This window comes from Enterococcus sp. DIV1758 (assembly GCF_051711985.1).
Lineage (GTDB): Bacteria > Bacillota > Bacilli > Lactobacillales > Enterococcaceae > Enterococcus > Enterococcus faecalis.
Map to the genome: position 1 here is coordinate 1,033,963 of NZ_JBIOOA010000001.1, position 13,727 is coordinate 1,047,689.

A 13,727-nucleotide genomic window follows, 5' to 3' on the forward strand; every position below is an offset into this window, starting at 1 on the left:
ATGAAGAAAAAAGTTCACTTTTTTCAATCTGTTAATTTTAAGATTGCTTTATCATTTATTCTGCTGTTACTGATTGCGATTCAAATCATTGGTGGCTATTTCATTCGTGAATTGGAAGCCACTACGATTTCCGATTTTAAGAAAAATATGGATTCTCAGGTTGTCCAATTGTCAAATACGTTAAGTACGCAGATGAGCAACAAAGATCTCGAACGTAGTGATGTTGATGCAAATTTAAAAAAAGCGTTATCGGATTTTTCAAATGCAGATATTTCTGAAGCGAGAATTGTCGATGATAAAGGGATTATTCGGGCAACCAATGATTTAAATCAACAAAATATTATTGGGAAAAAGAATGATTATCGTGATTTAAATGACTTTACGAGTAAAAAATATCAAGCTTTAGATAATGATAAACGCGTGTATGTGAATGTCCAGCCGATTCAATCGCCTACTGGAGAAACAGTGATTGGTGTCCTTTATGTGAAAAGTAATTTAGAAAATAAATACCAAGAAATTACCAACACAGCAAGTATCTTTTTCACTGCTTCTATTATTGCCGCAGCAATCTCGATTATTGTGACCTTACTGATTGCACGATCAATCACGAAGCCGATTGGGGAAATGCGCGAGCAAGCCCTTCGAATCGCTCGTGGTGATTACGCTGGAAAAGTAGAAGTCCATGGAAAAGATGAATTAGGCCAATTAGCAGAAACATTTAATCAATTATCAGAACGGATTGAAGAAGCACAAGAAACAATGGAAGCAGAAAGAAATCGTTTAGATAGTGTCTTAACGCATATGACAGATGGCGTCATTGCGACGGATCGCCGCGGAAAGGTGATTACGATTAATGAAATGGCCCTTTCATTATTAAATGTAAAAAATGAAAATGTGATTGGGACCTCGTTATTAGAGTTGTTAGATATTGAAGAAGACTACACATTACGGAAGCTGTTAGAAGAGCCAGATGAACTGCTGATTGATCGCTCAACGTCTAATCGTGAAGAAGACCAAATGATTATCCGGGTAGACTTTACGATGATTCGTCGGGAATCAGGATTTATTACTGGCTTAGTTTGCGTACTTCATGACGTCACAGAACAGGAAAAAAACGAACGGGAAAGACGGGAATTTGTTTCCAATGTTTCTCATGAGTTGCGAACGCCTTTGACAAGTATGCGTAGTTATATAGAAGCTTTAAGTGAAGGAGCTTGGGAAAACCCTGAGATTGCGCCGAATTTCTTAAAAGTCACGTTAGAAGAAACCGACCGGATGATTCGTATGATTAATGATTTGTTAAATTTATCTCGGATGGACTCTGGGAATACACATCTTCAATTAGAGTATGTGAATTTTAACGAATTGATTAATTTTGTCTTGGATCGCTTTGATATGATGATTGAAAATGAGCAAAAAAATTACAAAATTCGCCGTGAATTTACTAAACGCGATTTATGGGTAGAGTTAGATACAGACAAAGTAATTCAGGTTTTAGACAACATTTTGAACAATGCGATTAAGTATTCGCCAGATGGTGGCGTCATTACCTGCCGACTAGTTGAAACACATAATAATGTCGTCTTTAGTATCTCGGACCAAGGTTTGGGCATCCCTAAAAAAGATCTCGGGAAAGTCTTCGAGCGTTTTTATCGTGTGGATAAAGCCCGTGCGCGAGCACAAGGTGGGACTGGTTTAGGTTTAGCAATTTCTAAAGAAGTAATTCGGGCCCATAACGGGAGTATTTGGGTGGAAAGTACAGAAGGTGAAGGATCGACTTTCTATATTTCACTACCATATGAACCTTATGAAGAGGATTGGTGGGAATGATGAAATTATCAGAATGGATTACAAGAATTGGCTTGATTTTAATGGTCATTTTAAGTATATATTTTTCAGTCAATATCTGGCTGAATTCTGCCAAAAAAATACCAGAAATGAAGTCGGGAAGCCAAGTCACAACAGCTGTCAATGAAAAAGCCATTGGCGATGTCTATTTACCTTTGCAATTGATTCGAATAACTGATGGAAAAGCGATGCAAAGTAATCGTGAAACATTAATTAGTAATGTTCAAAATGATATTAAAATGGCTACGTTTGGTAAATTGACACAAGTTGTGACAAAAAATGCAGAGCAACTTAAGCGCTACAACCAAATGGAACAAGGCATTGAACTTCTTTATCAAGGTCCCTTTTTAATCTCGGACTATGCTTCGATTTATAATCTATCCATTAATTTTACTAACTTTAATGAGTTGACGGACCAGTATTTCACGAAAATTCAATTGGATTTTAACGAAAATAAGATACGCTTTTTAGATTATGACCAAGCCAATGTCTATGAAGCGCCCATGACTGTCAATAAGGCGCGCTTAATGGGAATTATCAATAAAGAGGGATTGCAATATCAAGACGTTTCCGAAAATACGCTAACCAAACAAGGGCAATGTTATTTAACCAATGATATGAAGTTGAAAAAGTACAGTTATATCTTAGCTTCGCAACCAGTTACTCGTTTTAGGAATGCTTTTTTCAATGAAACGGAAGATATTCAAACCAATGAAGACAGTCAAGACTTAACCTACACGAGTAAAGAAGAACGATTGTTTGCAGAAGAAAAATTGGGAAAAATCGATTTTAAAGGGACCTTGCCAGAAGAGAATAAACGGGATTCAATCTATAATCAAAGCTTTTCTTATGTAAAACGTTTAGGAACCAATATGGGGAATTTACGTTACTTTGATCGAACGAAAGATAGTGTCAATTATCGGACTTTTGTGGAAGGTTTCCCAGTGTTCAGTAATGATTTAAAAGGCCAAGTGGATATTCGCATCACGAACAACGATGGTGCTGCGCCAAGCGTAACCATTAACACAAGTGTGAATACGATCCAAGTGCCGATCCCTTCAGAAGAAGAAGTGACGCTGGAAAGCACGGAAAAATTGATTAAGCGTTTAGAAACGGCTGGTGCTAAAAAGGAAAAAATCCAATCGGCTGTTATCGGTTATACGTGGCAGACAATTGAAGAAGTCAAACAAGTCGTTGATTTAAGTCCGGAATGGTATGTCCTTTATAACAACAATTGGTACACTGCAACGGACTTGGTAAAACAATTACCAAGCTTGGAGGTGGGCTAATGGATTTTAAACGAATTGAGTGGATTTTCTTCTTAGCATTTTTAGGATTAAATATTTTTTTATTTGGAATTTATCGGGAAGGTCAACAAGAGGAGAGCAACGTCTCTTCTTCCAGCCAAACAGAATCGATTGAAAGTCGGTTGGAAAAAGATAACATCTCGTATAAAGGGACACTTTCTTCAGAACGATTGGAAGGCTATTATTTAAGTGGCGAACAAACCAATTTTTCTGCTGCTTTAAAAATCCAACGTGAAAAGAATAAAAACTTTTTGAGAAATGGGCTGCAAATTGCGGATAATACTTTAACGAGTGTGCCTAGTAAAAACTATTTTATTGATCCTAAGAAAATTGATAAAGATTTAAGTACCTTTTTAAATGAAAAAAATGCTTTATTATTCGGAGACGAATATCAATACTTACCAGAATTTTCTCATTTAAAAGAGCCGACGGCAGAAATTGTGGCTGCACAATCATATAAAGGAATTCCCTTTAGAGACGACACGGCAAAATTAAGTATTTTAGCAGATACGTCAGGTGAATTATGGAAAATTAGTAAATATTCGCAAACGCACATTGAAAATATTGAAGAGTTACGAGACAAAACGGATTTATATTCCAATCGTGATGCGATAGACACGCTCTATATGAATAACCGGATTCCTAGTAATTCCAAAATAACATTCATTAAATTGGCCTATTCAAGAATTTATAAAATTCGTGAGAAAAATGTATACGTTCCAGTCTGGTTTGTAGGAATTTCTACTGGTGAAGATTCAGTTGAAATTGAACAGGTGAATGCCGTAAGTAATACCATCATCACAAATAATACTGTGCCAAAGGTGGAAAAACATTAAGGTCCGTTGTATAATGAAACACGTTAATGTTGTAATGTAGAAGGGAAGAGTTTTAAATGGATTCAGAGTTTGCTTTTAATATCAGTGTTCTTGCCAGTGGCAGTACAGGCAATTCCCTTTTTATTGAAACCAACCAAAAGAAAGTATTAGTAGATGCGGGTTTAAGTGGCAAAAAAATCACTTCACTGTTAGCAGAAGTCAATCGCAAACCAGAAGATTTAGATGCGATTTTAGTTACACATGAACATCGGGATCACATTCACGGCGTTGGCGTGTTAGCGCGAAAATATAAGTTAGATGTCTATGCTAATGAAAAAACGTGGCAAGCGATGGATCCCATGATTGGCAAAGTCGATGTCGCTCAAAAACATATTTTTGAAATGGGCAAAGTTTTGACCTTGGGAGATATGGACATTGAAAGTTTTGGTGTCTCACATGATGCGATTGCGCCTCAATTTTATCGTTTTCATCGCAATAATCGTTCCTTTGTTGTTCTAACGGATACAGGTTATTGTAGCGATCATATTCGTGGTACGATTGAAAATGCAGATGCTTATTTAGTCGAAAGCAATCATGAAATTGAAATTTTGCGAGCAGGACCTTATCCATGGAGTCTTAAACAGCGGATTTTAGGAGATAAAGGCCATTTATCCAATGATGATGGTGCTCTTGTAATGGCGGATGTGTTAGGTGATAAAACAAAACGCATTTATTTAGGTCATCTTAGCAAAGAAAATAATACGAAACTTCATGCGCGAATGGCAATGGAGTCTACTTTGAAGCAAAAGGATTTAGGCGTCGGTGAAGCATTTAAGGTATATGATACAGACCCCGATTCAGCCTCAGAGTTATTTCAAATTTAGAATAATGGTGGTTTATCAGTTTTTGAGCGTGGAGCAAAAATCCAAAGTGATTTTTGTCCCATGCTCATTTTTTGTTCTTTTATCTAGTTGGTTTGACAGAGACATCGGTGATAATACTTTTAAACTCTTAGTTAATTTTTTGACAAATACTTGTGTTTGTCTGGTGTTAGGAGTATAGTAAACTAGATTTTTACTAGTGGGAGGTCTATGATGTTTCAATTTTTACCAAACTCTGTTTTACAGATGAGCACTATTTTTCTTTCGATTATTATCGAAGCATTGCCTTTTGTCATGTTAGGTTGTTTGATTTCAGGCGCTTTACATGTTTTTTTAACACCAGAACGAGTAAAAAAAGTGTTACCTAAAAATAAATTTTTATCAATTTGTGTAGGGAGTTTCCTAGGGTTTTTCTTCCCTTCTTGTGAATGCGGGATCGTACCAATTGTGCATCAATTTGTTAAAAAAGATGTACCAACACATACCGCTTTTGCTTTTATGTTAACGGCACCAATCATTAATCCAATTGTGCTATTCTCAACATACGTAGCTTTTAGTGGCGCAACAAAATTTGTGATTTGGCGAGTTTTAGGCAGTATGATTGTCGCGTGGGTTATCGGCATTTGGTTAGCTTATTTTCGAAAAGAATCAATTTTAACAGAAAAAGAGTTGGCGCAGATTAAAGAAGAGCAGGTTGCTCATACGCATGAACACGTTGATGAAGCTCGTTCATTTTGGAAAAACGGCTGGTCAGCGTTAACCCATAGTATTGATGAATTTTTTGATACGGGTCGTTATTTAATTTTTGGTTCCTTGTTGGCAGCAATCATGCAAACCTATATTCCAACTGGTGCACTTATGCAACTGGGCCATTCAAAAATTTTAGCGATTCTAGTCATGCTAGTCATCGCTGCTACTTTATCACTTTGTTCAGAAGCAGATGCATTTATTGGTTCTTCTCTTTTGAGTTTGTTTGGCACAGGACCAATTGTCGCCTTCTTAGTTTTTGGTCCAATGGTAGATATTAAAAATTTATTGATGATGAAACGTTATTTTAAAATGTCATTCATTGTACAATTTGTTTTGATAGTGGCGCTTGTCGTAACTATTTATGCGGCAGTAGTTTAGAAAGGAGGCCTACAATCGATGATACGATTTATTATTTTAATTGGATATATGGGGTTGATGATGTATCTTCAAATTTCAGGTGAGCTGAACCAATATATCAATATTCATTATAATTACTTAGCTGTTTTATCAATGGTTTTAGCTTTTATTATGGCGATTGTTCAATTGATTTTGTGGAACCAAGCAGATCCATCAATGCAAAAAAAACATGAAGACATGCACCATCATGGGGGACATGAACATCATGGCCATCAGCATAATTTGGAAAAACCCAGCCAAAGAGGGCTTGCCTATTTACTACTTTCTTTACCGTTGATTGTTGGCTTATTATTTCCGACAGTTAGTTTAGATACAACAATTGTTGAAGCAAAAGGCTTTAACTTTCCGGTAAGTAAAGAATCAGTAGGGGATCCTGATATGCAAACGCAATATTTGAAACCTGATACAAGTATGTATTTCAATAAGACGGATTATGACAAGCAGATGGCAAAAGCCATGAAACAATATGATGGCCAATCTGTGATTTCAATTACGGATGAAAACTATTTGGAAATTATGGAACTAATCTATAATTATCCAAGTCAATTTGCAGGGAAAAGGATTTCTTATAAAGGCTTTGTCTATAATTCAAAACGAGAAGAAAGTGTTGACCAATTTGTCTTCCGTTTTGGGATTATTCATTGTGTCGCTGATTCTGGCGTTTTTGGCTTGTTGGTTCATTTTCCTGAACATACGCAATTTCAAAACAATGATTGGGTAACGATTACCGGCACGGTTGAGTTGTCCTATTATCCACCGTTTAAACGACAAATACCAACTGTGCAAGTGGAGAAAGTCAAAGCAGATCAAGCACCAAAAAATCAATATGTCTATCGTTCCTTTTAAAAAAAGTTGGTTGCTTCCTTATCAAAATGGAAGCAACCAACTTTTTTGCTATCTATTTTTTAATTTTGTTGCGCTTACGACGAATAAAACCCAAAGATTCTCTTTTTTCCCGAAAGCTGCGGATATTCTGATTGAAAACCTCAGAAGCGACTAAGCCTAACGCAATTGCCCCAGCAATCATTACAGCTTGCACGGTAAAATAGGCGCCTTTTTCATAATTGCCAATTACGATATTCCGAACAGCTTGATAAGCTAAGCCACCAGGTACCAATGGAACAATACCAGGAATATTAAAAATCGTGACAGGCATTTTCAATATTTTTGAGAATAGGTAGCTTACTGCCGCAACACCGACAGCACCGATGAGGGAACCTAATGCCGCATTTCCACTAAAAACTTCAACGATTACCCAATAAAGCATCCAGCTCACGCTACCAGTTAGACCACAAGCCACCAGTGATCGTCGAGGAACATTAATAATAATCGCAAACGCCGCAGAAGCTAAAAAACTAAAGATAAATTGTACCAAAACGATTCCTAGCAAGTAAGTCACTCCTTTTAATAGAAAAGTTGAAAGACAAAAGCAATGCCAAAACCAATCATTCCTGAAGTCATTAATGCTTCAGTCCCACGAGAAACACCCGATAAGTAGTGTCCGGCTAGCAAATCGCGAAGAGCATTGGTAATTTGCACACCAGGCACTAAAGGCATGACACAACCAATGATGATTAAATCTTGTGATTGTCCGAGTCCCAATTTGACTGAAAGGATAGCGGCTGCACCAATGAACAGCGAAGCTAAAAATTCAGATAAAAATTTAATCTTGAGAAACTTTAAACTAAAATAATAAAGACTATAGCCGCAACCACCAATCAGAAAAGTCAAGAATAAATCGGACCAGACGCCACCAAAAAGAATCATAATCGTAGCGCTGACAACGGCCGCACTAACAATGCGTGCGCTAATTGGAAAATGTCGGTGTTCACTATCAATCACTTTTAGTTTATTCAGTAACTCCTCTAAAGAAAAATCACCAGCCACATAAGCACGAGACAGCTGATTCACACGAGAGATTTTTTCTAAATCAATGCCACGTTTCATTACTTGAACCATACGAATCGTGGAGGTTCCATCTATGCCAACAAATAACCCAGTTTGTGTCACATAGCTAACCATTCGATAGTTGCCAGAAGCAAGCGCAATTCGGCTCATTGTATCTTCAACACGGTACATTTCTGCATCGCTTTCTATCATAATTTTACCAGCTAACAAACAGGTTTCTAAAAGTAAATCCAAATGAGCAGGAGTCATTGAGCAAGCCTCACTTTATGTATTTTCTTCTAGTGTACTACAAACGAACCAAAAAGAGGAAATAAATAACAGCTGCAATCGAAAATTTACATCGTAAACAGATTGTTAGCGAATTGTAACATTAAAAGGCTGATATTATTTAATCATAGATATTTAAAAGTTTTCAAAAGAAAAACGTCGATTTTTTCACAAAATGAATTGAAGGGAAAGGTGATATTCTGGCGATTTAGCAGAGCTTTATTCTTGTTTTATAAAGTTGTGTATTTGTTTTTATAATTTTAAAATTATCGATGGCTGTCATTTTTTTACGAAGCCTTTATTAATAAAAGACTAAGAAATAACAAAAAAGAGAGAAGGAGAAGAAATTTTGTTTGTAGTTTCGGTTCTTTTCTAGTAAAATGAAATTGTATAAAAGTAGAAGTGAGGTGTAGTAAAATGGGTTTTACAGACGAAACAGTACGCTTTGATTTTGATGATAATCGAAAAAAAGCAATCAGTGAAACGTTAGAAACCGTATATCGGGCATTAGAAGAAAAGGGATACAATCCTATTAACCAAATAGTAGGGTATTTACTTTCTGGGGACCCGGCTTACATTCCTCGTTATCAAGATGCTCGAAACTTAATTCGTCGTCATGAACGTGATGAAATCATGGAAGAATTAACCAAATATTACTTAGCGAACCACGGAATCGATATCAAATGAGGATCATGGGGCTAGATGTAGGTTCACGGACAGTCGGTGTGGCTGTTAGTGATTTATTAGGTTGGACAGCGCAAGGCATCGAAATTATTCGCATCAATGAAGAGGAAGAGAACTTCGGCTTTGAGCGATTAGGTGAATTGGTGAAAGAATACGAAGTCACGAAATTTGTCGTAGGTTTACCGAAAAACATGAATAATTCCATCGGTCCTAGAGCTGAAGCATCTATGGCATATGGTGATAAGATTCAAGAATTATTTCAATTACCTGTTGACTATCAAGATGAACGATTAACAACTGTCCAAGCAGAGCGTTTCTTGGTGGAGCAAGCAGATGCTTCCAGAGCCAAAAGAAAAAAAGTGATTGATAAACTAGCGGCAGTAATGATTCTACAAAATTATTTAGATGCACATAGCCGATAATTATCGAGCTTTGAATACATCAAGGGAGAGAAGAAGAATGACAGAACACAACCACGATCATGATCACGAAGGACATGAACACATTACTTTAGTAGACGAACAAGGAAATGAAACATTATACGAGATCTTACTAACTGTTGACGGTCAAGAAGAATTCGGTAAAAATTATGTTTTATTATATCCAGCAGGAATTCCTGAGGATGAAGATGTTGAATTGCAAGCTTACTCATATGTGGAAAACGCAGAAGGTACAGAAGGCGATTTACAGCAAATCGAAACAGACGCTGAATGGGATATGATTGAAGAAGTTTTCAATACATTCATGGCTGAAGAAGAAGAGTAAAACTGTAACGAGAGAAGCGCTACTTCTCCTATTGAGAAGTAGCTTTCTTAATAATAATTGTTATAATGTACATGTTGTTTCTATCATAAGATACTATCGCTATCATTGAGTGTGGTGGATAAAGAAGGACAGTAACATCTAGTTTTACAAGATGTTGTAAAAACGTAACATCCTTGTAATGACGTTAATTTGGTAACTATCTAGCATAATTTATAATTTGTGTTATACTAAGTGTGAGGTTTCAGAAATACTGTTAATTTTATAATATTAAATAAAAAAATGGCTCCACCTACTGGCATAGGTAGAGCCGTCAGAAATTCAGTTAAACAAACACGTAATTATTGGTGTGGTGCATTGCCACGAACTGAAATTCCAGTTAATAAAGCAAGTAAATCAAACATATATTTCACCTCCTTTATTATGATAGCTTCATTATAACATTTTCTGTAAAATGATGGTATGTTTAATACAAAAAAATAGAAAGATTGGAGTTTTGACTGTGAGAGTAGCGGGAGAAAAAATCAAAACAGCGCGTAAAAAGAAAAAATTATCGCAAGCTGAATTGGCAAAAGGAATTTGTACACAAGCAACAATTAGTAACATTGAAAACAAAAATGTGTGTGACAGTTTAGACATTTTCTCATCTGTATGTCTACGTTTAGACTTACAAGTGGAAGAATGTATCGAAGGTTCTAGTGAGAAAAAACTCGAAAGCTTATTAAATAAAGTAGAAGAATTATGCTTTTACTTTAAGCACGATGAAGCCTATGATTTGTTGAAAGACTATCCAGATGATATCGAAAGTTCAAACAGAATTTTAGAAACAAAATTTTTCTATTATAAAGGAATTACGAGTTTATTAGGTAAGAAAAATAATAGCGAAGCATTGTTCTATTTACATCGTGGTTCTGAAATTAGTCGTGATATTAATATTTATAATATTTTGAGCATGAATGCGATTGGTATTTTATATGAATTAGAAGATGATATTGAAAAAGCAAAAGTTTATTACGATAAATCTTTACAATTGCTAAGCGAATTCAAATTAGATTATCCATTAGAGCAATGCCGTATTTATTATAATACCGCAAAATTCTATTCATTAATTAAAGACTATGCAAAGAGTATTGAATTAAGTGATAAAGGAATCGAAATTAATCGGACGCACAGTTCTATTTACTCTTTAGATTGCTTATTATACGAAAAAGCGTTTAATAAACAAATGCTAGGACTAGATGCTGTTGAAGATTATCGTATTGCGTACTACTTTACACGTTTCTTTGAAAATAAAAAATTACTTGCTTATATTGAAAAAGATATGCAAGAGTTTAATATCAGTTTTAAATAATAGATTAGCGTTTCAGATTTTAAAAAGGAACAACTTAACTTCAGAGGAGTTAGGTTGTTCCTTTTTTCTCTTTTTAATTTGTTTCTTTGACAGCGTTACGGACGCTTTCGGCGACGACTTTTGCGACTCCTTCTTGGAATGGATCGGGAATAATATTGGTCGGCGTGAGTTCATTATCGGGAATCAATTTTGCAATACCTTTGGCAGCGGCAATTTGCATTTCAATCGTAATCTTTTTCGCCCGAGCATCTAAGGCACCGCGGAAGATACCAGGGAAGGCCAACACATTATTAATTTGATTCGGAAAGTCACTACGACCAGTTCCGACAATATAAGCGCCTGCCGCTAAAGCTTCATCAGGAAAAATTTCAGGAACTGGGTTAGCCATTGCAAAAATAACTGGCTGCTCATTCATCTGTTGAATCCACTGGGGTTTTAAAACACCTGGTGCTGAAACACCAACAAAGACATCAGCGCCTTCAAGAGCAGTAGCTAAATCACCAGTACGATGTTCCCGATTGGTTAGCTTCGCAATTTCTGCATGGTGTGGTGGCAGAGCTGTATCTGTTTCGCTCAGAATCCCTGTACGGTCAACAATGATAATATGTTTTACGCCAGCAGCTAAAAATTTTCTTGTAATTGAAAGACCAGCGGAGCCACCGCCGTTGATTACCACATGAATGTCCTCTATTTTCTTGTTGATTAATTTTAAGCTGTTGTACAAAGCCGCTAAAACAACAATCGCTGTCCCGTGTTGATCATCATGGAAAACGGGAATATCTAGTTCATCGATTAAACGCTGTTCAATTTCAAAACAACGAGGAGCGCTGATATCTTCCAAGTTAATCCCCCCAAAGGTTGGAGCCAAAAATTTCACTGTTTGGATGATTTCTTCAGTATCTTGTGTATCTAAAACAAGGGGAATCGAATCCACACCAGCAAAGCGTTTAAACAATGCAGCTTTTCCTTCCATGACAGGCATCGCTGCTTCAGGACCAATGTTACCTAAACCTAAAACTGCTGAACCATCACTGATAACGGCGACGGTGTTTTTCTTTGTTGTTAATTCGTAGGCGCGTTCTTTTTTTTCATGTATGGCAGAAGAAACAGCTGCAACACCTGGTGTGTAGGCAATTCCTAAATCTGCTTTTGTTTCAATCGGAACTTTAGGACAGACTTCTAATTTTCCCCCAAATTTTTTTGCTTGCTCAATCGCTAATTCTTTTACATCTTTTGTTGACATATCATTTTCCTCCTAAATAATTCACTTATGGTTAAAAAAGCATTCTAAAAATAGCAGTCATTGTTATTACTGTAATGGCACCGCCTAAACGTGTCGCAACTTGTGCAAACGGCATTAAGTTCATTCGATTGGCTGTACTTAAAATAGCCACATCGCCAGTCCCACCCATACCACTCTGACAAGCGGAGACAATGGCAGCCTCGACGGGATTCATATTCATGAAGCGTGAAACGAAAAATCCTGTAGCAATAACAGTGAAAACGACACTAATTACCACAACAAAATATTGCCAGCTAAGCATTCCTACGACATCTTTTAAAGGAATATATAACATACCTAAGCCGACCATTAACGGGAACGTAAAATTGCCAGAGATAAATTTATAAAGCTGTTTTGATCCGCGTTGGGTTTCTTTCGGTACTACATTTAAGTATTTTAAAAAGGCTGCGACAACAATCATCAAAACAGGACCAGGAAAGCCTGTTAAGTGTTGCAATAAACCGCCTGTAATAAATAAGGTACACGCAATTAAAACACCAGCGCCCATTAATTTTACATCAATTGGTGCTTTGTCTTCTTCTAAAGCATCACTTAAATCATCTGAATTGGTAATTTTAATCAACTGACCTTGTCCAGAAAGTTCAGGGCGTTTTTCTCCTAAACGACTAAGTAAACCAGAACACATAATAGCAAAAAAATTACCAATAATGGTTGCGGGAATTAATTGCCCCACTAATTGTTCACTTGGCAATCCAGTAATGGCACTATAACCAAGGGATAAAGGAAGAATGCCTTCACCAATTCCACCAGCTAAAACAGGAGTGACGATATAGAAAAGGCTATGTTTCCAACCGAGACCTAACAGCGTTCCAACAAGGGTCCCAACACCCATTGCTAAAATCATTCCTAATGCCATCGGGACAATCATGCGCATTAAACCTTGGACTAAAATTTTGCGGTTCATTCCAAGGATACTTCCACAGACCAAACATGCAATATAGAAATAGAGAAAGTTTGCTTGTTTCATTAAAATATCTGTTGAGTCTAAGACATTTTGGTTGAGTAAATTGAAAAAGACCATAATAGATGGTACTAATAAAGATAAAATTGCGGGACCGCCAAAATGTTTCAAAATAGGAATATTTCCACCAATTGTTCCAAGTAACCAACCCATTGTTAAAATTATGGCAAAACCACCTAACATATTGACTGGTAGTTGTTCTAATAGAGCCGTAACAAGAATAATGCTAGCTGTTACAAGATAAACAGGTAACGTAACCGAACCAATCCTCGTTTTGGTTAATTTGTTGCGCCAATCTGTTTCGTTAGCAGCTGTTGCGTGCAATTTCTTTTCCATGCTATTTCCTCCTATAACTTTAATCTATATTCATCATAATGTAAACGTTTTCTGTAGAGTAGATTATTTAATTAATTTAACTAAAGAAAAGTTTTTTAACCAAATCTTCCTATGCTATACTTTATTTGAAGAGAAAA

General features: G+C 36.3%; 14 protein-coding genes. 10 read left to right on the forward strand and 4 right to left on the reverse strand.

Annotated elements, in window-relative coordinates; all coding sequences use genetic code 11:
* The 6 genes from walK to IGJ52_RS05235 all read left to right on the forward strand — a co-directional run bounded on the left by walK (position 1) and on the right by IGJ52_RS05235 (position 6,864).
* Positions 1-1,830, forward strand: a complete 1,830-nt coding sequence (gene walK, locus IGJ52_RS05210; protein ID WP_194177410.1) for a cell wall metabolism sensor histidine kinase WalK — start codon at positions 1-3, stop codon at positions 1,828-1,830.
* Positions 1,827-3,137: a YycH family regulatory protein gene (locus tag IGJ52_RS05215; RefSeq protein WP_002385989.1), complete on the forward strand. Its 1,311-nt coding sequence runs from the start codon at positions 1,827-1,829 to the stop codon at positions 3,135-3,137. The genes walK and IGJ52_RS05215 overlap by 4 nt, the downstream gene beginning before the upstream one ends.
* Complete coding sequence (locus tag IGJ52_RS05220; protein ID WP_002365516.1) at positions 3,137-3,991, forward strand: two-component system regulatory protein YycI; 855 nt, start codon at positions 3,137-3,139, stop codon at positions 3,989-3,991. The genes IGJ52_RS05215 and IGJ52_RS05220 overlap by 1 nt, the downstream gene beginning before the upstream one ends.
* 56 nt (positions 3,992-4,047) lie before the next feature.
* Positions 4,048-4,854, forward strand: a complete 807-nt coding sequence (locus IGJ52_RS05225; protein WP_002357943.1) for an MBL fold metallo-hydrolase — start codon at positions 4,048-4,050, stop codon at positions 4,852-4,854.
* Positions 4,855-5,064: 210 nt separating this feature from the next.
* On the forward strand, positions 5,065-5,979 hold the full coding sequence (locus IGJ52_RS05230) for a permease (RefSeq protein WP_002357942.1): 915 nt from the start codon (positions 5,065-5,067) through the stop codon (positions 5,977-5,979).
* A gap of 18 nt (positions 5,980-5,997) precedes the next feature.
* A complete protein-coding gene (locus IGJ52_RS05235) occupies positions 5,998-6,864 on the forward strand; it encodes a TIGR03943 family putative permease subunit (RefSeq protein WP_002382171.1) in 867 nt (288 codons plus the stop codon).
* A 52-nt stretch (positions 6,865-6,916) separates the two neighbouring features.
* Here the strand turns inward: IGJ52_RS05235 and IGJ52_RS05240 are convergent, their stop codons facing one another.
* Both IGJ52_RS05240 and IGJ52_RS05245 read right to left on the reverse strand, forming a co-directional pair.
* Positions 6,917-7,417 carry a threonine/serine exporter family protein gene (locus IGJ52_RS05240; protein WP_002382172.1) on the reverse strand — a complete coding sequence of 167 codons (501 nt, stop codon included), beginning with the start codon at positions 7,415-7,417 and terminating at the stop codon, positions 6,917-6,919.
* A 5-nt stretch (positions 7,418-7,422) separates the two neighbouring features.
* Positions 7,423-8,175, reverse strand: a complete 753-nt coding sequence (locus IGJ52_RS05245; RefSeq protein ID WP_002357938.1) for a threonine/serine exporter family protein — start codon at positions 8,173-8,175, stop codon at positions 7,423-7,425.
* Positions 8,176-8,610: 435 nt separating this feature from the next.
* Between IGJ52_RS05245 and ireB the strand changes: the two genes are divergently transcribed.
* The 4 genes from ireB (at position 8,611) to IGJ52_RS05265 (ending at position 10,990) form a co-directional block, all read left to right on the forward strand.
* Entirely contained in the window at positions 8,611-8,880 is a 270-nt protein-coding gene (gene ireB, locus IGJ52_RS05250; RefSeq protein WP_002357937.1) for a regulatory phosphoprotein IreB, read from the forward strand.
* Positions 8,877-9,299 (forward strand): Holliday junction resolvase RuvX, encoded by a 423-nt coding sequence (gene ruvX, locus IGJ52_RS05255; protein ID WP_002357936.1) that lies wholly within the window; start codon positions 8,877-8,879, stop codon positions 9,297-9,299. The genes ireB and ruvX overlap by 4 nt, the downstream gene beginning before the upstream one ends.
* A 37-nt stretch (positions 9,300-9,336) precedes the next feature.
* Complete coding sequence (locus IGJ52_RS05260) at positions 9,337-9,642, forward strand: DUF1292 domain-containing protein (RefSeq protein ID WP_002357933.1); 306 nt, start codon at positions 9,337-9,339, stop codon at positions 9,640-9,642.
* Positions 9,643-10,141: 499 nt separating this feature from the next.
* Complete coding sequence (locus tag IGJ52_RS05265) at positions 10,142-10,990, forward strand: helix-turn-helix domain-containing protein (RefSeq protein ID WP_002382173.1); 849 nt, start codon at positions 10,142-10,144, stop codon at positions 10,988-10,990.
* Between the two features lie 73 nt (positions 10,991-11,063).
* Here the strand turns inward: IGJ52_RS05265 and IGJ52_RS05270 are convergent, their stop codons facing one another.
* Both IGJ52_RS05270 and IGJ52_RS05275 read right to left on the reverse strand, forming a co-directional pair.
* Positions 11,064-12,233: an NAD(P)-dependent malic enzyme gene (locus tag IGJ52_RS05270; protein ID WP_002382174.1), complete on the reverse strand. Its 1,170-nt coding sequence runs from the start codon at positions 12,231-12,233 to the stop codon at positions 11,064-11,066.
* A gap of 31 nt (positions 12,234-12,264) precedes the next feature.
* Positions 12,265-13,590, reverse strand: coding sequence for a 2-hydroxycarboxylate transporter family protein (locus tag IGJ52_RS05275; RefSeq protein ID WP_002419175.1), 1,326 nt, complete (start codon positions 13,588-13,590; stop codon positions 12,265-12,267).
* Between the last annotated feature and the right edge of the window lie 137 nt (positions 13,591-13,727).